Origin of the sequence: Martinezella rhizogenes (assembly GCF_007002745.1) — a bacterium.
GTDB lineage: Bacteria > Pseudomonadota > Alphaproteobacteria > Rhizobiales > Rhizobiaceae > Agrobacterium > Agrobacterium cucumeris.
In genome coordinates this window covers 118,755-141,656 of the sequence record NZ_SGNY01000011.1, presented here as the reverse complement: position 1 = coordinate 141,656, position 22,902 = coordinate 118,755, and the positions used below count along the sequence as shown (strand labels likewise).

Genomic DNA, 22,902 nt, shown 5'->3' with positions numbered 1-22,902 from the left:
GTGCGGGTGATGGGTATCTTCGGCTTTAGCTTTGAGAGCGGTTCTTGAAGCGCCAGGACTCGTTTCCGGTTTCCACGATCTCGCAGTGATGGGTCAGGCGATCGAGGAGTGCTGTCGTCATCTTGGCATCGCCGAACACCGACGGCCATTCACCGAATGCAAGGTTCGTGGTGACGATGATCGAGGTGCGCTCGTAGAGCCTGCTGATCAGGTGGAACAGGAGCTGACCCCCGGCCTGCGCGAACGGTAGGTAACCGAGTTCATCGAGAATGATAAAGTCGAGTCGCGTGAGGTAGTCGGCCATCCGACCTTGCTTGCCGTTGCGCGTTTCCGTTTCCAGGCGATTGACCAGATCGACAACATTGAAGAAGCGGCCACGTGTGCTGTTGCGGATGAGAGCACGGGCAATCGCGATGGCCAGATGGCTCTTGCCGGTTCCCGTGCCGCCGACGAGGACGACGTTGCGCTGGTCTGCGACGAAGGTGCCGGTGGCCAGTTCCCGCACCAGAGATTCATTGACGGGCGTGTCGGCGAAGTCGAAGTCGTCGATGTCCTTGGCGAGTGGCAGCTTGGCGATGCTGAGCTGATAGCGAATGGAGCGTGCCTGCTTCTCTGCGATCTCCGACTGCAGCAAATCGCCGACGATGCGCGGCGGTTCATGTTGTCGTTTGATGCCATTCCCCATGACCTCATCGTAGGCGCTGCGCATTCCGTAAAGCTTCAGCGTGCTCATCAGTTCGAGAACCTGCGTGCGTTCCATCAGCTTACCCTCCTGAGCCTGTCGTAACGGTCGCAGTCGGCGACCGGCTCATGGGCAAGCCGAAGCGCATCGGGGATTTGCAGGGTTGCGGCGGGAGCCGGATCGCGGCTTCGCGCCAGAATGTTGATGATCACCGAGGCAGAGCAGACGCCGTGATCGAGTGCTTCCTGGCAGGCAGCCTCAACGGCGGTAAGACCATCAGCAGGAACACATCCGAGTATGGTGACCATCTGCCGATCCCCGTCATCGGCGCTCTTCAACCGCTTGCGGACCTTCTCCATCGCTGTTGGCAAAACCCATTCGCGGAAGGGAGCGCCGTTGCGCAAGGCACCGGGTTTTCGAGCGAGGACAGGAACATAGTGCCAGGGATCATAGACGGTATTGCCGCGGCCGAAGCTGCGCTGATGTTCCGCAACCGTCATACCATCCTGCTTGATGACGATCCGGTCCGCATAGGCATGAACCTCGACGGGGCGGCCGACGGCAGTCGATAGAACCGAGTATTTGTTGTTGTCGAAGCGGACAGTGCAGGTCTTCGACACCGAGGCCGGAACGCTGTGGAAACCATCGAATGGGCCGACGTAATGCACAAGGCACCCACGTTCAGCCTCGAACATCTGCCAGATCGTCTGCGCCGTCTGCTCGGGATGGCTATGGGCCTTGGCATAGGCAACGCATTTGTCGAGCAGCCAAACATTGAGTTCCTCCAGGCTTTTGACCCTGAGGCGTGGCGTGAAGAACCGCTCGCGCACGAGGCCGACCTGGTTCTCGACCTGTCCTTTCTCCCAGCCGGATGCTGGCGTGCACGCTACGGGGTGGACGAGATAATGGCTGCACATCTGCAGGAAACGGCGATTATAGAGCCGTTCCTTGCCGATGAAGACGGCCTCCACCGCCGTCTTCATGTTGTCGTAGATGCCGCGCGTGCAGGTGCCACGGAAGAAGTCGAAGGCCCTGTCGTGCGCGTCGAAGACCATCTCCTGGCTCTCACGCATGTAGGCCCGCGCAAACATCATCCGGCTGTGGCAGAGGCGGACATGAGCAACCTTCACCGTCGTCGTCACGCCCTGGATCAAGACGATCTCATGGCTCCAGTCGAACTGATAGGCCTCACCGGGCGCATAGTAGAGCGGCACGTAGGCTTCGGCCGTCACGGCCCCTCGATCCTTCGACCATCCCTTCGCATAGCGCCGGATCGCATCGTAGCTGCCATCGTAACCCAGCGCCCGAAGCTCTTCGTAAATCCGGATCAGCGTTAGCCGTTCACGAGATGGCTTGCCTTCGTTCGCGGCCAGGAAGCGCTCGATCTCAGCCTTCCAGGCCCCGGTCTTCGGAAGCGGCTGCCGTTCGCGCTCGTAGGAAAAGTCCGTCTGATCAGATCGCAGTATCTTGCGAACTGTGTTGCGGGAAACATGCAGCTCCCGGACGATCCTCTTCACCGACCAGCCCTGAACATGGAAGGCTCGACGAACACGCGCAATCGTATCCACTCGCTTCAACTCCCCCTCCATCCGCCAGCGAAAGACGGATGGTCAGACGAAACAGGTGGGGGGTCAAAATTGGACGCCGGTCACCCCGCCAGAGGGGTCAATATTCCACGCCGAAACACATCTGTGTTGGGGTCAGGTGTCGCGGTTCTCGAAAGCTAGGCCGATGAGCGACACGACACAGAGCCGTAGCCTCCAGATCAGCCCGAAGTACACAGTCGCGTTCTGGCGCGGCCTCGAACTGGATCCCGACAATCCGAAACAGGGGGAATGGCTGAAGGCAGTCGATGTACTGAGGGATCGCATACAGGGCCGCTTCATCAAGCCAGCACAGACCCTGATCGATGTCGATAAAGCTAACAAGCCGCAGACATATGGCTTCGCGATCCTCGCCTTGGATTGCCTCGTTCTCGAGACAATTCAGGGTTTCCGTGAGGGGGTGACCAACCACACACGTCAAAGCGGTCGGCTGTTCAGAGAGTTCCTGAGCAACTGGCAGCCATTTATCGATTGTCTCGGCGCTGGCATGGTGGCGACGAAGAAGGCTGACGAGTTCTATAGCCAAGGGCGATGCGCACTCCATCACAGCGGGGCGACCGAAAAGATGACGGTCGGGGTCAGCGGCCCAATAATGCGCTTCGATAATGGTCAGATCACTGTGAACCGCACACTGTTCCACACAGAGTTGGAAGCGGAGTTTGATCGATATCTGGCAACCTTGGCCGACCCGCACTCTGTAGATCTTCGAAAGAAATTTCTCCTGAAAATGAACACCATATGTGGATGATGATAGCAACGACGGCATCCAGTCGGTTTCACCTGCTAACGCGCTGATTATTTCGTCGCGAGCCTTATGGATCTTCAATTGTTTCAAGATAGGGCGCGCCTATCGAACAGGGTAGCTTGCTCTGATCTCAGCAGGCGCAACCACCGTGAAGAGGGACAGCGCCGTTCGCCTGCAAGTGCCACCTTTTCCGTCCGCTCCGATTGCAGGTTGTACTCGTTACACCTATGTTTTCCCAATATTTATAGGATAGCGTATGGCAACCTTCGGCCCCCAGTTCGGTGATGACGACAAAGGTACTCTTTTCCTGCAGAGAAAGGGGCCCGGCTTCGTCGAGGTGTTCTTCACACCATCCGAGCGGCGAATCGCGATCGCTGACCTCACCGAAATCAATACGACGCAGGTGCTCATACGCTTCGATGCGGGCAAGCACACAACCACGCTCTTCCCGATCAACACCATGCCGGAATCTGAAGATTTCCTGATGCCGAAATATGATCCTATCGTGTCGATTGAGATCATTGAAGACGAAGATTTCTTTCAGGATTTCAACGAATTTCGTACCATCGAGGATGTTCAGGCTTTCCTCGCCGAGGGCATGCCGAAGGGATTTGTCAAAGACCCGAATTTCGGTCTCGGCCTCGAGCGCAAGCTTTCGTTTATCGTGAATGCTATCAGGCAAGTCGAAGGCGTGACGAACCTGCGTGTCACCTACAAGCGCGAGCTGGACGTCGGCGTGACGGATGATGGTACGACATACGAGATCGGCTACACGCTCTTCGACGAGTTACGCCTGAATGCAAACAGGTTCGAGAAGAAGGCACAGGTTTTGACGCGGCGGAAGAAGCTACAGGCTGCGTATACCAATCTTCTGACGCGCCTGGACAGTGAAAAGTTCCCAGTAAGGGTCTTTGACCGCGCCCCCGATGACATCGCCGACGTGATTGGTGACACGATCACGGATACCAAGCTCTCGGATAACGACCGGGCAGCCCTGGTCAATATGGCCTCGGCGTCCGTCCGCACTTCGATGAAGTCGCAGCGCGGCGGCCTGCTGAAGCTGCACGACGAGATTGAACTCGCCTCGCTCGATGAACTGATTGCACGTATCGAGGAGCGGTTCGCTGAACGAACGACCGAACTGCAATGGCAAAAACTCCTCGAGGCCAACCCCTTCATTCTCGATATGGCGTTCAATGTGCCGGTTTTGCTCGTGCAGGGCCAAGCGCATGTGGGAGGCAGGATCCTGAATGGCTCCGGCGAAAAGATTGCCGATTTCCTGCTCACCAACAAGCTGACCGACAGTATAGCGGTGCTCGAGATCAAGACTCCTGGGGAAGAGCTCATCGGCAAAAGGGAATATCGGGGGGGCGTATACACCGCGTCGACAGAGTTAGTTGGCGCCGTGGCGCAGGTGATTGACCAGATCGACAAGCTGCGTAGCGACATCTATCGGCTTCAATCGCAGAACCGCGCGGTCCCGCTCGAAACCTATGGCGTCAGGGGAATGATTCTAGCGGGTATCATCCCCGAAGGTCCACGAAAGCGTGCCTTCGAGCTGTATCGTGCAAGTCTCGCTGGCGTAGCCATCATCACATTCGATGAGCTGCTCTCAAAGCTCAAGTCGCTTCGCGATCTACTTGGCGGAAAGGCCGAGATTGCCCCCAAAACTACACCGAGCCACGCACGCCAATTCGAGGACCTGCTTGGATGACTGCTCGCAAAGCCGCTCGAACGTCAAAGCCTGCTGGTGGACGCGCGACCGAGGGAGGCATGGATTTTCAGGCCGAGGTCGGTACATGGCTCGCCGCGCATATCCTGGCCCGTATTCCGGTCGGCGGACGCTTTGGACTTGCGAACGCGGCACTTCCAGTCAGCCTGCGTTTGGAGACTGGAGAAGGCCTCGATGACATCGAGCTTGGACAGGATGACGATACCCGGATCGACTTTCAGAGCAAGACCAGCGCTGGCCTGACGCAGGGTGCCGAAAGCCCACTTGGCAAAACCATCGCACAACTTGTCAGGACCATGGTCGAAGCGCGAACAACAGGTGTTGCCGTCGATGTCGCGCGTTATCGGGCCATCCTTGCGGTAAGCACCACCGCGCCCCGTACGCTCGATAAGCTCGAGAAAGGCTGCCGGGCTTTCGATACCGGAGGCACCTGGACAACGGTGAAGTCGCAGCGCAGCCGGGCTGAAGCCGACGCACTGGAACTCTTCGAGACCCACGCACGCGCCGCCTGTGTGGATCTTGTCGTCGACCCTCCAAGCGACGACGAGCTTGTCACGATGGCCCGTCTTTTCAAAGTCGTCCGTTTCTCGATGGACGAGGGCGAAGATAACTGGCGCGAGGCCTCCCGCGTGCTCGGATCACGCGTCTACGGCTCGGAGGCTGCAGGCGACGCACCCTTGCGAGATCTCAAAACCATTGTCCGGAACCTCATTGGCAGCGGTGCGCCAGCGGATCGCGAAGGGCTGTTGCGAGCACTCCGCGCGCTGCATCACAACGATACAGGTGCTCCCGGCTATGACGCCGATTTCGCTCGCCTCTCCGCCGTTACCGATGCAGAGCTTACCCGGCTGACTGGCCATACGCGCTTGCCGATCGAGGGCGGGATACCAATTCCCCGTCAAAGTGACAGCCCCATGGCGTCAGCCATCGCGACCGGTTCGCTTATTGTCATCGGCGAGCCCGGCGCGGGAAAAACCGGAGCCCTGGTAGCGCTGGCACAAGCACGCCGCGCCGCCGGCGAGAGGGTCATCTTTCTCTCGGTCGATCGCTTCCCAGGCGTTGCCACTGCTACCGATCTCCAATCCGAGCTTCAGCTCGCTCGACCGCTAGCCGAGGTACTGGCAGCAGCGCCAGGCGCAGGTCGAAAACTGATCATCATCGACGCTCTCGATGCAGCGCGCGGCGGTCCTGCCGAAGCCGTGTTCGCGCAGCTAATTGAAACAATGGCTACAAAGGACAAGTCCTGGACGATCGCGGCGTCTATCCGCACGTTCGATCTCAGAAATGGCCGGCGTTTTCGCGACGCACTCCCCGGGTCCCCGCCCGACCCGGAATACGCCGATCCGACGCTACGCAATGTTCGCCATTTCAACGTGCCGCGCCTCAGCAATCCAGATCTCCGTCAGGCTGGCGCGGACGCGAGAGCACTTGGCAACTTGCTTGATGCGGCACCTGAGCGGCTGCGCGATCTCCTACGAAACATCTTCAACCTCTCGCTCGCTGCACAACTGCTTTCTGATGGCGTTGATCCGGACAGTATTCGAACAGTCTCGACCCAATCGGATCTGATCGACGCTTATGAGGATCGACGGCTGCCGGGCACGCCGCTGCATCGCGCCGCTGGCGCGACGGTTGATGTGATGGTTCGCCGCAGCCGCCTCGCGGTCCGAAAGGTGCTCATTGCAAATGATAATGTCGATGAAGTGATTGCTTCGGGTGTGCTTGCTGAAACGGGGGACCTCGTCAGCTTTTCGCATCACGTTCTCTTCGATCATGTCGCCGGACGGTTCTTTTTGGAATGGGACGATCCCCCGCTCCTGATCGCGCAGCTGAAAGGCGGTAGTGCGATCGCCCTGATGCTCGCGCCAGCTTTGCGTTTTGCCGTCGAGCGGCTATGGCGTAGCGATAGCGAGGGAAAGCGTGCTGTTTGGCGGCTGATTGCTGACATCTACGCTAATGCCAACGTCGATCCTGTATTGGCGAATGTCGCCTTGCGGACGGCGCTAGAGGGTGTGAACTCGCCATCTGACATTGCGGGCCTGATTTCGTTGATCCAAGCCCGTGCCGCCGATGGTGCGATGGCGACGCTGTTGTCACGGCTCGCGCGCTTCGTTGGGCTTCTGGTCGATACCTCGGGAGGTGTTGCGCGCCAGACGGCGACTGCGTGGGCAGAGGTCGCTGACACCGCGATCACGACAGGCGTTCGCGAAATGTCCGATCCGACGCGGCTCCTGCTCCAGATATTGTTCGAAAAAGCTGATCTGTCTGATGTGCCGCTTCTCAACCTATTCGGCCGTACTTCGCGAGCTCTCTTGACCCTCGCCTGGACGGCTGAGCCACCGATGCAGCAAACGGCGATAAATGCGATCCGGTTCGTAGGAAAAAGTTTTGCTGCCGAGCCTGCGGCATCCCGGGCGCTGCTGGATCGTATCCTGCGCGATCCACACTTTTCGGCGTACGCCGACAAGGAAGCGAGCTGGCTGACGGAACAGATCTTGCCGATTGCCCGATCAGATACCCACTTCGCCGTCGAAATTTACCGAGTGCTTTACTCGCGCGAAATCAGCGATGACAGTGTCTCGCATTTTGGCGGCCAGCCCAGCCGGATCATGCCGCTTTCCTCAAACCGCAGACAGGACTATCTCCACTGTCGATATCATCTGGGCAAGGACGCGCGGCAGCTGCTTGACCTATCGGCATATGCAGGCACGCGCGCTGCGATCGAGGTGGCATTGGGTGAAATTGATCGTGATCTTCAGATTGGCGATCGACGGCGCCGTGTATTCGTCGCCGGGCGCGAGCCGTTCGATCTCATTGGCAACGATTTTGCGCAACTCGCGTGGGATCAATCTAACGGACGGGGTAGCGGCACGGAGGATAATGTTCTTGGCCATTTTGTCGGCTTTTTGCGAGGTTGCCCGACGGCTGCATTTGTCGAGTGCATCGAGGCAGCCGCAATTGGATATTCAAGTCCTGCCGTGTGGGCGCGGCTGCTAGGCGTCGGGGCGGAGCGGGTCGCTGAGCTCGCAGGGGAGCTGTGGCCGTATGCGAGCAATCTTACGATCCTCACCCATCAGGTTACAGTCAGGGATGCCGTTCGCTTTGTGGCCGCCGCCTATCCTCACCGTTCGATCGAGGGTCGCGCGGATTTCGAAGCAGAGGTTCTTCGCCCAGATCTGTTCAGCGACGAATATGAACAGCGTTGGTGGCGACGGGTCTTGAGCCGTTTCCTCTCTTCCGTCGATGAGGCGTCGATAGCAACAGATGCGATGCGTGCGTTCCGCGCCGAACTGGCGAACGCGGGCGAGCTTGCCGGAAATCCGCCTCTTCGAACTATGACGGTCACCTCAGGGCCTGCGCGCGGAATGATGCGCCAAATCCTCGCCGAAGAAGGCGTCGATGTCGAAGACGGCATGAACGCGCAAATGATCGACCAGTCGGAAGCGCTTGCGGAGAGGGTGAGGCAAACTCCCTCTCAAAGCAACGCGACTGCTTTGTCGGCTTTGTGGCTGGAGACAGAAGCGACCATTTTTCTGTTCGACGCGAACGCCGCTTCCCTCCATGCAAGCGTCGAACAGCCTGTCTGGGGCAATATTAGCAATGCGATCGAAATGATCGCTGGTAGCGAAGCGTATGTCCCCGAAAACGAGGGTATGCCTTCGCTCGCTTTATTGCTTGGCGTTCTGGGTCGCCTTTGGGCAAGCCGGTTCCCGGAGTCGAAAGACGGTGAAGACAACGTACGCAGCTATGGCAATTGGGCAGTTCGTGTATATGCGGCCGAGGCCTATGTGCACCTTGCAAATAGGTTCGGAGAGGATCGCCCCGAAATAATCGACATGATTGAAGCGGTTCTGGCGGACCCGGTACCAGTGGTGCGGGTGCAAGCGGCCGAAAACCTGCAGGTACTAAGTCGTGTCGCGCCGCAAAAAATGTGGGAGCTGGCCGAGCGCATCGTGCGCAATGAACCAAATGTCGATGTACTTACGTTCCACGTCGCTCACGTCCTGTCACGTTTGATCTGGAGCGACGTCGACCGCGCGGAAGGGCTGATGGAGATCGTCGAACAGCGCCGCCACAGCTTCGTTCGGAGAGAGAATTCCGGCCGCGATGAACTTTCCGAAGTTCTGGGTGGACTCGTAGCTCAGCTCTGGGCTGGACAGAGCCGAGAGAAAGCGCTGCAGTGGCTAATTGAATGGCTGAAGGATCTGGTCACGAACCAGGACCTGCTTATGGCGTTCATCTCGCCGCTTCGCGAGGCGTTCATCGCGCGCTATAAGTCAGACCAAGATAATGACCAGCCGCTTTCGGATCGCGCGCAGCGTGGGTCAATGCTTATCCTTGAAGTCTGCTCAGCTGCCGCGACAGAAAGCTATGCTGTTTTGATCGCTGACGACAGGGAGGGTGCCGCGCGAGACGCGGCGATTGCCCGATACCGGGCGGCAGAGCAGATCATCCACCATCTCATGAACCAACTCTACTTCGGTTCAGGGGCATACCAGGAGAGCAGCAACCCAAGTCAAGGGCTTGACACCTCTGAGGCCATGAGCAGTTTCCTCGCCGACTATCGCCCGATGCTGGCACTGCTGTCGAAGTCTCACGAGCCGGCAACGCATCATCATCTCATCGAGCTCTACGAATATTTGATCCCTGGTGATCCCCCAGGTGTCTTCAAGGCGCTCCACGGGATCCTGTTAGGCGCCGGCATGCGAGAGGGATATCACCACGAAAGCCTCGCGCTCAAATTGATCGTCGGTATCGTCACGCGCTACCTTGCGGATTATCGTTCCCTTTTTGAAGATGGAGTATGCCGCACCGAACTGCTTGAGATCCTCAAGCTGTTTTCCGACGTCGGCTGGCCCGACGCGATGAAGCTGCTCTACGACTTGCCGGAGCTGTTACGCTGAGGTTGTCAGGGACCGAGATCATATAACAGGAGGGGGATGTCAATGGGGGCAGATATCAGTGACAGCGAACTCCGGCGCGTCTGGAACCAGAAGACAATCCCTGTAGTTCTGAGACGCGGCGGCAAAGGCCAGCGGATACGGGCACGCCTCCCTTACTCCCAGCACAATCGGCTTTGGCTGCATCACGGGCAAAAGCTGCAGCCTGCCTGGATCGAGCCTCTGCAATGCTGGGAACTGCCAAAAGCTTGGTTCAACGACTTCGTGACACGGGCGCTGGAGAAATACAGGCAGCTTTATGTGATCCAGCCCTATCGCGAGCAGGAGAAATGTTCCCCTTCCTGCATGAATGCCCAGCACCATGAATGCCAATGTTCGTGCATGGGCGCCAACCACGGCGCCGGCAACGATGGGAGTTGGTTTGAAGTCTCGGAAGCGTTCGCGACCCGCTGGGGAGATCAACATCTGGCTTGTAGACTTATGACCCGCAAACGCGCGGACCCGGTCTAACCACTGTGGAAGGGTCACTTAATGGATGCAGGATTTCTCTGATCGGCGCGCATCCACAAAGCGACGCTATCTGGATCGCGCGGCGGTCCCGATCCAAATAGTGACAGGTGCTACAGGATCCCCCACGCCCGAAACCTCCCCCTCCCCGTCATCTCTCTGAGCCCCAGCTCCAAAACGATCCGCCGCGCCGCCTGCGGCGTCACTTCCAGCGTCTTTGCCACCATCCCCGCCGACACCAGCGGCCTTGCCATGACGAGCTCGACCAGTTCCGGCAGTTTGGATGATGTTCGGCGCCCCTCCAGCTTCCGCTCGAACAGGGTGCGCGCCAGCGTCAGCCGGTCATGCTCCTTCATACCGATCTCGGCGGCCGCCAGCAAACCCTGAGCGATGGCGAGCAACCGGGTTTCCCGATCGCGATGCCGGCGCCGATCGACGGGGATGGTTTTGAGGCCAAGATTGATGGCGGCAAGATGGGCACCGGTGGTAACGCCGGCCTGGCGCAGAACGGAGGCGGCCAACAGCCGGCCCAGCCAGGGCGCGTGCTGGAGGACGGCAAGCTCGTTCCAGGCGTCGAGGGCGATGATCGCCTGCAGCACCGCCGGCAGATTTTCCGCCTGCCGCAACACCCCGCGCCATTCGTCGAGCCGGGCATCCTCATCCCAGTCGAGATCGTAGATCATCGGATCGGCCGGAGCCCGGCCAGGCTTTCTGGCTCGTTCGATCGCGGCGTCAGAGCGAGCAAGGATCGCATCGATGGCGGCGTAATCGACGCCGGGGAGATTTCCGATGTCGTCGTCATCCTCTCCCTCCCCTACTGGTTCGACCACGACGACGCGTTTGGTGGCACCGGCTGGATCAACCGTTTCGGCTCCCGCCGGACTGATGTCCGAAGTCTGTCGCAAAACTCGGATACCCTCTGCCGACAAGGCCCAATCCGGTGACTGCCCAGTGATACGACGGCGCGTTCGTAAAACGTCGCGGGCGATGGTCAGTTCGTGTGTGGGCGTGCGAATATCGCGGGTGTGGTCGTGGAGGACGAGGTCTTCGAGATGAACGAGTTCGCCGTCGATCCACAGCGAGGCGCAGGCATCAGTGAACTGCGACCGTTCGAGGAAGCCCGCGCCGACCGGCGAGCGGGCGATGCGCTCGTCGAGACGGGTGAGTGCGATGCCGGCGTCGAAAGCCGGCCGCATCAGGGTAGAAATGCTGATTTTCGCGAGATCATAAGTCATTGATTTTATGGTAAACGATTTCCTAAACGAACGCCATATCGATGTTAAGGTTCCTCACATCCGATAAATGTGCTCGTGGTCGCTGACCACCGATAAGTAACCCTTATCAAAAGTGATGCGTACAGCCTGCTTGTACGCCTTGCCAATTGAGCTATAATAGCGGTCATCTCAGCTTTCGGAGGCCGTCCATGCCGCAGTCGACCTACAAGATCAGCGAGGCGCGCAAGAATTTCGCCGAGGTGCTCGAACGCGCCAATCAGGGCGAGGAAATCATCATCATGCGCGGCAACGAAATCTATGCCCGGATCGGCCCCGCCGATGGCGGCAAGCGACCGTTTGGCCTGTTGCGTCATCGCCAACTTCCCGACGACCTGTTCGACGACGTCGATGCCGAACAGGCGGCGATCGACGCCGGCGACTTCACCGAAGAAACCGGCATCTGGCAGGGCGAGTCCAGCGATCCTAAGAACCGCTCATGAAAGTGCTGCTCGACAGCCATGCCGTCTACTGGTGGACGATCGGCAGCGATCGGCTCTCGGCGACCGCCCGTTCGCTGATCGAGGACAAGGCCAACACGATCCTCGTCAGCGCCGTCTCCTTCTACGAACTCGACAACAAGATGCGGCTGAAGAAGCTCGACCTGAAACCGCAGGAACTGCGCGCCGCGGTGACCGCCAGCGGCCTGCAGACTCTTGCCATCAGCGATCTGCATGCCGAACTCGCCGCTGCCTTCGATTGGGAGCATCGCGACCCCTGGGACCGGATTCTGGCGGCCCAGGCGCGGCTCGAGCATTGCGCTTTCGTCTCCACCGATCTGGTATTCGATGCAGTGCTGCACGAACGTGTCTGGTAGAGGACGTTGAACATGAAACTCCTGGTTGAGATTGACGAGGCCTCGGCACGGCTCGAGGAATTGATTGACCTGGCGGCAGGTCAGGATGAGATCCTGATCTGCCGCCACAGGCGGCCGATTGCTGCGCTGACATCGATTGCCGCCGGGGAAGGGACGATGGACGAGGTCCTGAGGCTGGCTGCCGAGGGACGCGCCACCGTGCCCGCTGATGCGACCTCCAACCACGATGATCTCCATGACGACCACGGCCTGCCCCGATGAACGTCGTCAATCGCTGCACTCACGGACGAGGAAGAGGGTGCCATGGATGACCGGGTGAGATTTGCGCTCGAAAAGCTCCTGAACGTCGCCCACGAGGACACCGGCCAAGGCCGGCGCGTCGCCAACTTCCTGCTTGCCTGGTGGAACGCCGACGTGCATGGCGGTTTCGATCTCACCGATCTTGCCAATGTCGATCCGCACATTGGTGCGGACATGGCGACGATCTTCACCTTTCTCGCCCGCGAGGAGGACATCGTCTACCCGTATGACTACCGGAGCGAGATCGAGCAGATCATCGCGCGGTGGCGGCCACAGAAGGAGCAGGCCTAATGGTCGCGCGGCCGGGTCAGCCGGCGGTGCCGCCGGCGGTCGAGCGCCGCGCAGAACAGCTCGATACGATCGCCGCGGTGCTGCCGATCGACCGGCGCGACAAGCTCGCCGAGTTATTGACCGACCAGGATGTCGAGACACTGCGGCATCTCGTCAACGAAGGCATGGGCGAAAACACGCTGCGCGCGCTGACCTCCGATCTTGCCTATCTGGAAGCCTGGTCGTTAGCCGCAACCGGATCTCCCCTGCCCTGGCCGGCGCCGGAGGCGCTGCTGCTGAAATTCGTGGTGCATCATCTTTGGAATCCGCGCCAGCGCGAGACCGATCCCGAGCACGGCATGCCGGCCGACGTCGAGCACGCGTTGCGGGATGGCGGCTTCCTCAGGTCCACCGGCCCGCATGCGCCGGACACGGTGCGGCGGCGGCTCGCGAACTGGTCGACGCTAACGAGATGGCGCGGCGCTCAAGGTGCTTTCGCCTCCCCTGCCCTGAAGTCGGCCGTTCGCCTCGCCGTCCGTGCCGTGCCGCGACAACGCCTTCGTAAGAGCGCCAAGGCGGTGACCGGCGACGTGCTGGCGAAGCTGCTGGCAACCTGCGGCGAACACAGTCTCCGCGATCTGCGCGATCGGGCGATCCTCATGGTCGCCTTCGCATCCGGCGGTCGTCGCCGCAGCGAAGTCGCCGGCCTCCGAAGAGAACAATTGACGATCGAAGCCCCGGTTGAGGCTGAGGATGGAAGCCTCCTCCCCTCTTTGTCGATTCACCTCGGTCGGACCAAGACCTCCGGCGCCGATCAGGACGAAGTCGTCTATTTGACCGGCCGACCGGTAGTCGCCCTGAACGCCTGGCTGGCGGCCGGCAAAATCGAAAGTGGCAGCGTGTTTCGGGCGATCGACCGCTGGGGCAATGTCAGCCGCCGGGCGCTCGATCCGAAGGCCGTCAACGACATCGTCAAGCAGCGGGTAAGGATGGCCGGGCTGGAGCCGGCGGAGTTTTCGGCGCACGGGCTGCGATCCGGGTACCTCACGGAGGCTGCGAACCGAGGCATTCCCCTACCCGAAGCGATGGAGCAGTCGCGGCATCGATCGGTCCAGCAGGCGTCGAGCTACTATAACAGTGCGGTACGGCGAAGTGGCAAGGCCGCCCGGATGCTCTGAAGACCGCGCTGGACGAAATTGAAGAGGATGGCGGATAGGGTATTCATCGGAGGGCTTGATTCGGATCCTCTACGTAGCGTAGCCCTTCCTCACACTCGAAACGTGCCGTCCAGGACATCAAATGGCCTCCTCAAACTTGCAACGGCTTGGACTGGCGAACCAAAGGCCCGTCGCTGAGAAGGTTGCCATCCTCGTCGGACCCAACGGCTCCGGCAAAAGCCGCTTTCTTCGCGAACTCGCGATCCAGATCCGTGGTGATCGGGATCTGGCAATCATTTCCAACACCGCCCATGATCGCTTTTCCGGCTTGCGTGGATTGAAGCGCATCACGGCCGGCAGAGGCAGCAGGTCTCCAAAGAGCATCGTCAAGCGCGCGATCGGAAGGACCATCGACCAACCGGACTCACGATTTTACCAGATCGGCGCGATCCTCGAATACTGCGGTTATCGGCCACGGTTCGGGTTCCTCGTCGATTCGGACCCGTACACGGCATATCTAGACCCAGCAGATTTCCTGTTCGATCCAAACGACTACGACGCAGTCGTCGCATTCTTGCGTCGGCATAACCCTGCCGAAATTCTCTGGATTCACCAAGGGGAATCGGCGTTGTCGTTTTCATTGGGTCGAGAATTCGGAGCTATCCTCCGAAGCGAGGATAGCCTTCGACGGCTTGGACGCATTCGCGGAATCCAGGTCTTTCTCGAAAGGCACGATGGCGAAGTCATTGAGCTACTGAATGCCAGTTCGGGTGAACTCGCACTGATTTCCTCCCTCGTGTTCTTGATCAGCTCCATCGGCCAGGAACCGGTTATCCTGATTGACGAGCCAGAGAACAGCCTACATCCCCGCTGGCAGCGGGAGTATCTCGAGAAGATCGTCGCGGCAGTCTTTTACCGCAACGCCACGATCGTCGTCGCGACCCACGCGCCTTTGATCGTCGTTGGTGCTCTTGGAGCCTTGCCCGATATTGTCTCTGTGTTTCAAGTTCAAGATGGCGAACCGTCCGTACTCGATCTGCAGGAGGCCAAGGACTCAGCAGCGAACGTGGAAGGCGTCCTTTGGCGCGCTTTTGATGTGATCACGCCAGCAAGCCATTTCGTGAGCGAGGAGATGGTAGGTGTCGTTGCGCGGGTAGAACGCGGTGAAATTACCCGCGACAGCGCGATTGCGCTCGTCAACGATATGGCGATCAAGAGCTTCGACGAAAAACAGCGGAAGTTTTTCAAAGCGGTTGAAGACTTGATGGAGTAGGTCGATGCACAGCGGCGCGGGGACAACAAGAGCGATGGTTGACCGCTATTTGCCGGCGCTTGACGATTTTCAGCTGAGTGTGGAGGAAGCTGCGGCGGTCGGGAAGGCCTTGGAAATAGAGAAGCCCTGGGACTGGAAGTCCGAGGACCAGAACGAACTGCAGGCGCTCAAAAGCGCGAAGGACAAGATCCTCGCCTATCACCTCGCGCGCCATGGCGGAAATTGCTGTTATTGCCGCCTGAACCTAAATGGTGCGGGCCCGTACATGACCGATCGCGAGCACATCCTTCCCAAGGGAAAGCCGGTCTACAAACCATTCAGCTATGCGATCTGGAATCTCGCGGCCGCGTGCAAGCGGTGCAACATGCAGTTCAAGCGTAGCGGAGACGGCTTTGTCGTAGACGCGGACGATTCAACCAAGTTTCAAGACAGCAATAACTATCGCTTTGTGCACCCAAATTTCGACGCCTACAGCGAGCACCTGATACGGCTCGAAGCGCAGGTTGACACCAAGAACATCGTTGTGTTCGTGAAGACGGCCGGGAGTGAGAAGGCAATCTACACCCATGACTTCTTCGCCTTGCATGAACTGCAGGTCGATAGTTTCGACAAAGCGCAGGGTCTTGAAGGGGAAAGCCCCGAGACGGACCTTGCTGCCAAGGTTCGTAGGCTTGCCAAGCAATTCGATCAGTAGCGGAATTTGGGTTGCATGGACCGCTTCACGTGGCTGGCTTTTCGCGGAAGTACGTGATCCGCGGATCATGAGATAAGAAACTCTCTTTCCAGAATCACGTTCGAAAAACGATTGTTTTTCAGTTGTTTAAGGCTGTGGTCAGCTGACCACTAAAAAAGATGCCCTCGGCGCCCTGTGCCCTGAGGGGCACGGCTGTGAGGCTGACTTCTTCAGGAAGCATCATCACCGCCCCCCATACCGCTGTCATCGCTGAAGGCGAAAGGGGCGCCATCGTCGCCTGGCAAGGGCAGATGGATCTACGAAACCTTTCAACAGCGGCGCCCTATTGGAGCGGCGCAGCCATCCCTGAACTCGGCCCAAGAGGTCGCGGACAGCCGCATGCGTTCCACCGCCGATCTCCGGCCAGATCGCACCGCCGGGTGCGCCGTCGAGCCCTTCCCGGCGCCGTGGTCCTCTCAATCCGCTGCTTCCAATTGGGCGCGCCGCCCCCTGTTCTCAACACAGCACACGCGTCCCACAGCCCCCAACCCAGAGAGCTGGAACGACCCTGCCCCCATAACATACGTTCATTTTCAGCTGCTTAGGACTGTGGTCAGCTGACCACCAAGAAAATTGCCCAGATGCTTTCTTGGCCGCTCCACCCGCATCTAATTTTCGAGTTCGGGCTCATTGAAACCTACCCAGCTTGCAAACTCCCCTGCCCGTTGGCCCTCAACAACGCCATTATCATAGGACCAAGCGAAAACTCTCCTCGTTCCGTGCGCCTTGTCAGATCCCGCAGATAGCCGCCAGCCGAGTTGATGAAGTTTGCGCGCTCCAGGATGCAAGCGACAGCCGCGGCCGCATTTTCCGGCCCCATGGCATCGCAGGCTTCCTGATAGGCCGAGGGGCTCACCTTCAGCATCGATCGAACGACTACCGCCGCTGACATCAAGTCTCGCCAGTTTCCGATTGCGCCACCCGGCCCGTAGTCCGATATCGTCGGGCATGCCTTCAACACCACACCCAACGGGAACGCCTTAAGCGGCTCGCTCTTCGGCCGGCGGATTTCGCTCGGCTTCGCTCCCTGCTCTTTTCGAGAGCTAGGTTCAAGTTCACGGATGGATTCGGGATTTGAATTCTGTATGTGCTGCTCATTGTGAGCATCATTGGTGCTATTATTTTCGGAATTTTCGTGAAATTCCAGCCGATTGACTATCTCCTCGCGCAGCATCTCCATTTCTTCAAGGATCGTCGTTACATCGGTGAGCGTCGGAGCGCGCGGGATTCTGCCCACAAGCGCTACATAGATGTCCTCGATCGCTTTCCAGTCGCCTTCGGCGCCTTCCTCCATCGCGGCCGTAATTAGCTTGCGGACATCGCGTCGGCAGATCGTCAGGCTCTCCTTGGCCTTCCTGAACGCCGCTCTGTTGGCCATCACCTGCTGCGCCTTCATCGCCAACTCTTCGGACCGTGCCAAGAGCGGCGACAGATCGAAACCGAAGGCGCTCTCGATGCGTCCCTCGCCGTCCTTACGGGCGTAGCGCTTTCCATTGGCGCTATCCTTGCGGACGATTAGGCCTGCTTCCACCAGGATGGCGATATGTCTGCGCAAAGTCGCGCCCGCCATCGCATGCGCTCGTAAAGCAAGCTGAGCATTCGAGGGGAAGACAATCAGTTGGGCGTCTTGGCGCAACTCATTCTCAGGATAAAAGCTCAAAAGCGCGTCAAGAACCGCGAGGCTATTGGACTGAATCCCGAGTAGTTCCATGGCGGCGGAGGCGTCTCTGAAGACTTTCCACTTATCCGCTGCCTTGCCTTGTTTGATATCGGCCGAAGCCGACTGGCGCCGCACGAGCGCAAGCGTCATCGGCCGCCGCCCGAATGGCGTCGTCACACTTCCTGTCTGCATCGTCTTTCACCTTTCAGCAGGCAAAAGAAATCAGCTCACCAAAACGGCGCCAAAGACTCTTGACGAAGATTCGAGGAAATGCGATTCTGTTCGTGCTAAAGAGACAGAAGGGCTTCCACGACGGCAACGTTGAGGGGGCTCTTTTCTTTTGCGGGTTAGTCTCCCTGTTTCTGTGGATGCTTTGCACGGTGTGCCTGATAAAGCGCCGGCAAATGTTCGAGTACGAAGGCGGCAAAGTCTGGCGTGGCTTTCCTGTCGATCGTAATCTCCAGCTTGCTCTTGCTCTGTGTCACCTGCGCAAGTCTGTCGCCATCGGGGGTCGACATGACGTCCGGAAGCCCGCGCGCGATGCGACGCGGCTTGAGATGGCCTATCAGCGCCTTGAAGCGGTCTGCCGATGGCAGCGTCTGCACCTCTGCTGAGGCCGCAAATTTGATCGCGTCCGACGGCGAAGCTGCCTTCTCGACCAGTTCTGCCAGTTGTTGCCAGCTGGGTCGTCCAACTCCTGGAGCGGCCCCAATGGCATCGATCAGTTCGGAGGGGAGGGCGTCGACAAGAAGGAGCATCTTCGACAGATTGCTTTTATCGATCGACATTGCGGCAATGACGATCTCTCGCGAGAACTGCTTATTCAGTCGATGCGCGAAGCGCGCCTTTTCGATGAAGGTGAGATCCTCACGCTCATTGTTCTCCTGGCCCTGCGCGACGACGAGTTGCTCGTCCGTCAGGTCACGAACGATTGCCTTTACAGGAAGGCCAAGATCTAGAACCGCGCGCAGTCGGCGGTGGCCAAAGGCCACCTGATATCGGCCTGGCTGGTCGGGATGAGGTCTCACCAGGATCGGGACCTGCTGCCCTTGCTCGCGGATTGAATCAAGGAGTCCGTCGATGTCCCCCTGCATGCGATCCCGCACAAAGGAGGGCTCGATGGACGAAGCGTCCAGTTCCACCACGGCGTGGCCCTCAGCAAGCCGCCGCTCAATCTCCTCCGCGCGGCCAAGTCGATCGTTCTGCTCGCGTAGCGCGTTGCCAATGTTTGCGGTCAGCTTCGTTGACGGGTCGCGCTCCTTTCTCACCACCCCGAGAAGCGGCATGGAGCGGCTCTTTGCCGTCCGGCTCTCTGCTGCGGGCGTTTCGGGTGCGTCTGTCGAGACCCCGAGGATGTGCTTGCGGCTCATGTCGGTCTACCCCATGCTTTTTTAATCAGGCCTTCGATTTCGTCGTTGACCGCGTTCATGGCTTCCAAGGCTCGATCATAGGTCGAGCGCGTGAACTGGCTGCGCTCGACTTCGAAAAGGGTTTGGTTGGTCAGGCCGGCGTCCGAAACCGCTGTCGTCTTAAGCATCGGGAAATTGAGAACATTTTCACCAAAGATCGACCGAAGATAACCTACCATCTGGTTTTGCGGTCCATCGCTTGGTTCGAAACGCGTTATCAGGTAGCGCATCCAATTGAACTTGAACTCGGCCCCGGCGTTCTCAATTTCGCGTAGCAGGTTCGATGTCATGGCCAGGAACTGGTTCATGGACATCACGTCCAGCATCTGCGGATGCACAGTGACCAAGATGGAGGTTGCCGCCGTCAATGCCGACAGCGTGAGGTAGCCTAGCTGGGGAGGACAATCGATAACGACAACGTCATAGTTATCCGCGATGTCTTCGATGACTTGACTGATCCGACCGTAGAAGAGCGTATCGCCTTCCTTTCGCTTCATCAGCGCACGCGGCGTGTCGTGCTCGAATTCCATCAGTTCGAGATTACCGGGGATGAGGTGGAGATCGGGAATATAGGTCCCTCGGACCACTTGCTCGACCGGTACCTGCTCCTCATCGTACCTGATGGCGCCGTAGAGAGTTTCGTTCGGACCCACGTCTGTTTCTGGCTGACTACCGAAGAGGGCGGAAAGGCTTGCCTGAGGATCGAGATCGATTGCCAGAATCCGGTACCCGCGCATGGCCAGATACTGTGCGAGATGCGCGGCGGTGGTCGTCTTACCCGACCCGCCTTTAAAATTCATCACTGAAATAACCTGAAGCTGCTCACCGTCTCGGCGATGCGGCAGGTAGCGTCTGTTCCCGCGGCCGACCTGGTCCATGTGCTTGCGGATTGCATGGATGTCTTCGATCGAGAAAGTCCGCCGACCACCTGGGCTCATGGTCAAGTTCAGCTCTGGCATTTCCGAAGCAGTCTGCCTTAAATAAGACTCACCGACGCCAAGCAGCTTGGACGCCTCGGATGGCGCAAATGTTCGAATTCCCTTCTCGGAGGTCGGAGGGAAGACCTTGAGATGATGTGCTTGAAGTTGGCTGGAGAGGGCGTCTGCATGACGCTCCATCAATGCGGTCAACCCTTCAAATACGGGCGCTGTTTTCGCGGCGGTCTTCGCCATCTCAAAACCCATTTCTTGCCAGTGGCGATATTTTTCGCGAAACTTCAAAAGTTCCGCCACTGGCAATAAGCGTCGATTCTGGATTTTGAGCAAGAGCTTTTTGGTTAACGAAAGCTTAACGCTCAAGAAAGAAGGCGTCCAACGCAATCAATTTTTAGCCGTAGAAACATTGCCTTAGAAAGCACGTCACTCCCACAGGTTCATGGTCTGTTTTACTGTGAATCCTACAACCGCCTAACCGAATTGTTGCGGGAACAAGGCTGCTTTCGCGGAAAAGGGGACGGTTGCGCCGCGACTCACTCCAATCGGGCTTGTAGGATCCTACAACTACCACCCGAATCTGTTCCGTGCTGATTTCCCCGCCGACCAATATCCGACGGAGAAATTCATGCAGATTCTCGCGATTTCCAAACCGCGAAATATTCAAGAAGCTCGGCTTCTCCACCGCCATCATCAGCTACGTGCGCGCGTTTTTGCCGAGCGCCTGGGCTGGGAGGTCAAAGTCGTCGACGGTCAAGAGGCGGACGCCTTTGACGCTCTTATGCCGACCTACGTTCTCGCAATTTCCGACGGTGGCGCCGTGACTGGTTGCGCCAGGCTACTCCCGGCTCTTGGCGCGACGATGGTGACGAACATCTTTCCGACGCTGCTGCCGGATGGTCAGCTGAATGCGCACACCGCCATGATCGAGAGTTCCCGCTTCTGCGTCGATACGACTCTCGGGGAGGGTAGGGGAGACGGCTCCGTCCATGAGGCGACCCTGACCATGTTTGCGGGCATCATCGAGTGGTGCATGGCGAACGGCTACACGGAGATCGTCACGGTGACCGACCTCCGCTTCGAGCGGATCCTCGCTCGTGTTGGCTGGCCCCTGCAGCGGCTGGCGGAGCCGAAGAAGATCGGGGTGACCATGGCTGTCGCCGGGACCCTTCCCGCGAATGCAGACACATTCCAACGGCTCCGACCTGCCAACTACCGTTCCGAACTCAGCGCCGTCAGCCAAGCAGCGTAAGAAAGAAAAGCCGTGAACCAGCTTCGATCTCATCCTCGACTTGTCCGCAAACTCCAGGAGGCACTGGGCGACCAGCTCTGCTTTGCGCTGGAAGACTCAACGGTTGTCGAAATCATGCTCAATCCCGATGGCAAGCTCTTCATCGAACGGCTCGGTCATGGCGTCGCGCCTGCCGGTGAGATGTCGCCTGCCGCCGCCGAGATGGTGATCGGAACGGTCGCGCATGCGCTCCAATCCGAGGTCGATACCGAGCAACCAATCATATCCGGGGAGCTACCGATCGGCGGTCACCGCTTCGAAGGGCTGTTGCCTCCCGTTGTCGCCAAGCCGGCGTTCACCATTCGCCGCCGAGCCTCGCGCCTGATCCGGCTCGATGACTATGTGCGCTCCGGCGTGATGACCGAACACCAGGCTTCGACTATCCGCAGCGCGATTTCGTCCCGGCTCAACATCATCATATCCGGGGGCACCGGGTCGGGCAAGACGACGCTCGCAAATGCCGTCATCGACGAAATCGTCAAGTCTGCCCCGGAAGACCGCCTCGTCATCCTGGAAGACACCGCCGAGATCCAGTGCGCGGCCGAGAACGCTGTTCTTCTCCACACCAGCGATACCGTTGACATGGCACGGCTCTTGAAGAGCACCATGCGTCTGCGCCCAGACCGGATCGTCGTGGGCGAGGTCCGCGACGGCGCTGCGCTCACGTTGCTGAAAGCATGGAACACGGGCCATCCCGGAGGCGTGGCCACCATCCATTCCAACACCGCTATGTCGGCGCTACGCCGCCTCGAGCAGCTAACTGCCGAAGCCAGCCAGCAGCCGATGCATGAAGTGATCGGGGAAGCGGTCGATCTCGTCGTCTCGATCGAGCGAACGCCGCGCGGGCGGCGCGTTCGCGACGTCATCCAGGTCGAGCGCTTCGCGGGCGGCCAATACGAAATCGAATCCGACCAGCTTACGGAAGAACAGGAGGCGCGCCATGTCGCGTAGAAACGCATTCATCGCCGCTGTACTCCTTGCGGCACCCATCGCTCTTGCCTCGGTCTCGCCGGCGCTCGCCAGTTCCGGCGGCAGTCTTCCCTGGGAAGGGCCGCTGCAGCAGATCCAGGAATCGATCACCGGACCAGTTGCCGGCGCCATTGCGCTTGCAGCCGTCGCGATCGCCGGCGGCATGCTAATCTTCGGCGGCGAACTGAACGATTTCGCGCGGCGGCTCATGTACATCGTGCTCGTCGCTGGCATCCTGCTTGGCGCCACCAACATCGTCGGCCTTTTTGGCGCAACCGGTGCCTCGATCGGACTGCCCGACGAGCAGACCATCTCAATCAATCAAAGCGGGGAAGGGGAGGGGGCTCATGGCTGAGTCCCTGTCTGGCCTGCAACGCAACCGCATTCATCGGGCGCTGTCGCGTCCGAACCTGCTGATGGGCGCGGACCGGGAGTTGGTGCTGATCACCGGTCTTGCTGCAGTCATCCTCATCTTCGTCGTTCTGACGATCTATTCCGCGCTCTTCGGCGTTGCCGTCTGGATCGTCGTCGTCGGCCTCCTGAGAATGATGGCAAAGGCGGACCCGCTGATGCGACAGGTCTATATCCGCCATGTCTCGTACAAGCATTACTACAAGGCGACCTCCTCGCCATGGCGCCGGTATTGAGG

Annotated in this window: 20 protein-coding genes and 1 pseudogene; 15 read left to right on the top strand and 6 right to left on the bottom strand. The window is 59.1% G+C overall.

Going from position 1 to position 22,902, the window contains the following annotated elements:
* Nucleotides 1–25: 25 nt before the first annotated feature.
* Nucleotides 26–760 (bottom strand): IS21-like element helper ATPase IstB, encoded by a 735-nt coding sequence (istB, locus tag EXN68_RS24545; RefSeq protein WP_142843351.1) that lies wholly within the window; start codon nucleotides 758–760, stop codon nucleotides 26–28.
* Nucleotides 690–2,259 (bottom strand): annotated as a pseudogene (gene istA / locus EXN68_RS24540) (IS21 family transposase). The gene istB and the pseudogene istA overlap by 71 nt, the downstream one beginning before the upstream one ends.
* A 154-nt stretch (nucleotides 2,260–2,413) precedes the next feature.
* On the opposite strand from istA, the gene EXN68_RS24535 reads away from it, so the two are divergent.
* From EXN68_RS24535 to EXN68_RS24520, 4 genes are all read left to right on the top strand, one after another.
* Complete coding sequence (locus EXN68_RS24535; protein ID WP_142843349.1) at nucleotides 2,414–3,034, top strand: hypothetical protein; 621 nt, start codon at nucleotides 2,414–2,416, stop codon at nucleotides 3,032–3,034.
* A 253-nt stretch (nucleotides 3,035–3,287) separates the two neighbouring features.
* Nucleotides 3,288–4,745, top strand: coding sequence for a Shedu immune nuclease family protein (locus EXN68_RS24530; protein ID WP_142843348.1), 1,458 nt, complete (start codon nucleotides 3,288–3,290; stop codon nucleotides 4,743–4,745).
* Nucleotides 4,746–4,804: 59 nt separating this feature from the next.
* Nucleotides 4,805–9,667: a P-loop NTPase family protein gene (locus EXN68_RS24525; RefSeq protein WP_237681481.1), complete on the top strand. Its 4,863-nt coding sequence runs from the start codon at nucleotides 4,805–4,807 to the stop codon at nucleotides 9,665–9,667.
* 42 nt (nucleotides 9,668–9,709) lie between these two features.
* Complete coding sequence (locus EXN68_RS24520; protein WP_142843347.1) at nucleotides 9,710–10,174, top strand: hypothetical protein; 465 nt, start codon at nucleotides 9,710–9,712, stop codon at nucleotides 10,172–10,174.
* A gap of 110 nt (nucleotides 10,175–10,284) precedes the next feature.
* Here the strand turns inward: EXN68_RS24520 and EXN68_RS24515 are convergent, their stop codons facing one another.
* Nucleotides 10,285–11,415: an RHE_PE00001 family protein gene (locus EXN68_RS24515; RefSeq protein ID WP_142843346.1), complete on the bottom strand. Its 1,131-nt coding sequence runs from the start codon at nucleotides 11,413–11,415 to the stop codon at nucleotides 10,285–10,287.
* A gap of 179 nt (nucleotides 11,416–11,594) precedes the next feature.
* Between EXN68_RS24515 and EXN68_RS24510 the strand changes: the two genes are divergently transcribed.
* The 7 genes from EXN68_RS24510 to EXN68_RS24480 all read left to right on the top strand — a co-directional run bounded on the left by EXN68_RS24510 (nucleotide 11,595) and on the right by EXN68_RS24480 (nucleotide 15,953).
* Entirely contained in the window at nucleotides 11,595–11,885 is a 291-nt protein-coding gene (locus tag EXN68_RS24510) for a type II toxin-antitoxin system Phd/YefM family antitoxin (protein WP_142843345.1), read from the top strand.
* The gene (locus EXN68_RS24505) at nucleotides 11,882–12,259 is read left to right on the top strand and encodes a type II toxin-antitoxin system VapC family toxin (protein ID WP_142843344.1); all 378 of its coding nucleotides are present in this window, start codon (nucleotides 11,882–11,884) and stop codon (nucleotides 12,257–12,259) included. The genes EXN68_RS24510 and EXN68_RS24505 overlap by 4 nt, the downstream gene beginning before the upstream one ends.
* Before the next feature lie 12 nt (nucleotides 12,260–12,271).
* Nucleotides 12,272–12,520, top strand: coding sequence for a type II toxin-antitoxin system Phd/YefM family antitoxin (locus EXN68_RS24500; protein ID WP_142843343.1), 249 nt, complete (start codon nucleotides 12,272–12,274; stop codon nucleotides 12,518–12,520).
* Nucleotides 12,521–12,562: 42 nt separating this feature from the next.
* Nucleotides 12,563–12,850 (top strand): DUF7673 family protein, encoded by a 288-nt coding sequence (locus EXN68_RS24495; RefSeq protein ID WP_142843342.1) that lies wholly within the window; start codon nucleotides 12,563–12,565, stop codon nucleotides 12,848–12,850.
* Complete coding sequence (locus EXN68_RS24490; protein ID WP_142913679.1) at nucleotides 12,850–14,007, top strand: site-specific integrase; 1,158 nt, start codon at nucleotides 12,850–12,852, stop codon at nucleotides 14,005–14,007. The genes EXN68_RS24495 and EXN68_RS24490 overlap by 1 nt, the downstream gene beginning before the upstream one ends.
* Nucleotides 14,008–14,128: 121 nt before the next feature.
* Complete coding sequence (locus EXN68_RS24485; RefSeq protein ID WP_142843341.1) at nucleotides 14,129–15,259, top strand: AAA family ATPase; 1,131 nt, start codon at nucleotides 14,129–14,131, stop codon at nucleotides 15,257–15,259.
* A 4-nt stretch (nucleotides 15,260–15,263) separates the two neighbouring features.
* Nucleotides 15,264–15,953, top strand: coding sequence for an HNH endonuclease (locus tag EXN68_RS24480; protein ID WP_237681480.1), 690 nt, complete (start codon nucleotides 15,264–15,266; stop codon nucleotides 15,951–15,953).
* Between the two features lie 676 nt (nucleotides 15,954–16,629).
* On the opposite strand, the gene repC is transcribed toward EXN68_RS24480, so the two are convergent.
* The 3 genes from repC to repA all read right to left on the bottom strand — a co-directional run bounded on the left by repC (nucleotide 16,630) and on the right by repA (nucleotide 20,233).
* Entirely contained in the window at nucleotides 16,630–17,844 is a 1,215-nt protein-coding gene (gene repC / locus EXN68_RS24475) for a plasmid replication protein RepC (RefSeq protein WP_142843340.1), read from the bottom strand.
* A gap of 155 nt (nucleotides 17,845–17,999) precedes the next feature.
* Nucleotides 18,000–19,022, bottom strand: a complete 1,023-nt coding sequence (gene repB / locus EXN68_RS24470; protein WP_064334703.1) for a plasmid partitioning protein RepB — start codon at nucleotides 19,020–19,022, stop codon at nucleotides 18,000–18,002.
* A complete protein-coding gene (repA, locus tag EXN68_RS24465) occupies nucleotides 19,019–20,233 on the bottom strand; it encodes a plasmid partitioning protein RepA (protein ID WP_064334742.1) in 1,215 nt (404 codons plus the stop codon). The genes repB and repA overlap by 4 nt, the downstream gene beginning before the upstream one ends.
* Nucleotides 20,234–20,621: 388 nt before the next feature.
* On the opposite strand from repA, the gene traI reads away from it, so the two are divergent.
* Genes traI through EXN68_RS24445 form a run of 4 tightly spaced genes read left to right on the top strand, consistent with a single transcriptional unit; the run spans nucleotide 20,622 to nucleotide 22,900 of the window.
* Complete coding sequence (gene traI, locus EXN68_RS24460; protein ID WP_142843339.1) at nucleotides 20,622–21,245, top strand: acyl-homoserine-lactone synthase; 624 nt, start codon at nucleotides 20,622–20,624, stop codon at nucleotides 21,243–21,245.
* A gap of 12 nt (nucleotides 21,246–21,257) precedes the next feature.
* A complete protein-coding gene (gene trbB, locus EXN68_RS24455; RefSeq protein WP_142843338.1) occupies nucleotides 21,258–22,235 on the top strand; it encodes a P-type conjugative transfer ATPase TrbB in 978 nt (325 codons plus the stop codon).
* Complete coding sequence (locus EXN68_RS24450) at nucleotides 22,225–22,608, top strand: TrbC/VirB2 family protein (protein ID WP_142843337.1); 384 nt, start codon at nucleotides 22,225–22,227, stop codon at nucleotides 22,606–22,608. Before trbB ends, EXN68_RS24450 begins: the two co-directional genes overlap by 11 nt.
* Entirely contained in the window at nucleotides 22,601–22,900 is a 300-nt protein-coding gene (locus EXN68_RS24445; protein ID WP_037094117.1) for a conjugal transfer protein TrbD, read from the top strand. The genes EXN68_RS24450 and EXN68_RS24445 overlap by 8 nt, the downstream gene beginning before the upstream one ends.
* Nucleotides 22,901–22,902: the final 2 nt, after the last annotated feature.

Bases quoted from the DNA above. Each gene is read 5' to 3' on its own strand.
- istB (WP_142843351.1), bottom strand. From the start codon at position 760: ATGGAACGCACGCAGGTTCTCGAACTGATGAGCACGCTGAAGCTTTAC.
- EXN68_RS24535 (WP_142843349.1), top strand. From the start codon at position 2,414: ATGAGCGACACGACACAGAGCCGTAGCCTCCAGATCAGCCCGAAGTAC.
- EXN68_RS24530 (WP_142843348.1), top strand. From the start codon at position 3,288: ATGGCAACCTTCGGCCCCCAGTTCGGTGATGACGACAAAGGTACTCTT.
- EXN68_RS24525 (WP_237681481.1), top strand. From the start codon at position 4,805: ATGGATTTTCAGGCCGAGGTCGGTACATGGCTCGCCGCGCATATCCTG.
- EXN68_RS24520 (WP_142843347.1), top strand. From the start codon at position 9,710: ATGGGGGCAGATATCAGTGACAGCGAACTCCGGCGCGTCTGGAACCAG.
- EXN68_RS24510 (WP_142843345.1), top strand. From the start codon at position 11,595: ATGCCGCAGTCGACCTACAAGATCAGCGAGGCGCGCAAGAATTTCGCC.
- EXN68_RS24505 (WP_142843344.1), top strand. From the start codon at position 11,882: ATGAAAGTGCTGCTCGACAGCCATGCCGTCTACTGGTGGACGATCGGC.
- EXN68_RS24500 (WP_142843343.1), top strand. From the start codon at position 12,272: ATGAAACTCCTGGTTGAGATTGACGAGGCCTCGGCACGGCTCGAGGAA.
- EXN68_RS24495 (WP_142843342.1), top strand. From the start codon at position 12,563: ATGGATGACCGGGTGAGATTTGCGCTCGAAAAGCTCCTGAACGTCGCC.
- EXN68_RS24490 (WP_142913679.1), top strand. From the start codon at position 12,850: ATGGTCGCGCGGCCGGGTCAGCCGGCGGTGCCGCCGGCGGTCGAGCGC.
- EXN68_RS24485 (WP_142843341.1), top strand. From the start codon at position 14,129: ATGGCCTCCTCAAACTTGCAACGGCTTGGACTGGCGAACCAAAGGCCC.
- EXN68_RS24480 (WP_237681480.1), top strand. From the start codon at position 15,264: ATGCACAGCGGCGCGGGGACAACAAGAGCGATGGTTGACCGCTATTTG.
- repC (WP_142843340.1), bottom strand. From the start codon at position 17,844: ATGCAGACAGGAAGTGTGACGACGCCATTCGGGCGGCGGCCGATGACG.
- repB (WP_064334703.1), bottom strand. From the start codon at position 19,022: ATGAGCCGCAAGCACATCCTCGGGGTCTCGACAGACGCACCCGAAACG.
- repA (WP_064334742.1), bottom strand. From the start codon at position 20,233: ATGGCGAAGACCGCCGCGAAAACAGCGCCCGTATTTGAAGGGTTGACC.
- traI (WP_142843339.1), top strand. From the start codon at position 20,622: ATGCAGATTCTCGCGATTTCCAAACCGCGAAATATTCAAGAAGCTCGG.
- EXN68_RS24450 (WP_142843337.1), top strand. From the start codon at position 22,225: ATGTCGCGTAGAAACGCATTCATCGCCGCTGTACTCCTTGCGGCACCC.
- EXN68_RS24445 (WP_037094117.1), top strand. From the start codon at position 22,601: ATGGCTGAGTCCCTGTCTGGCCTGCAACGCAACCGCATTCATCGGGCG.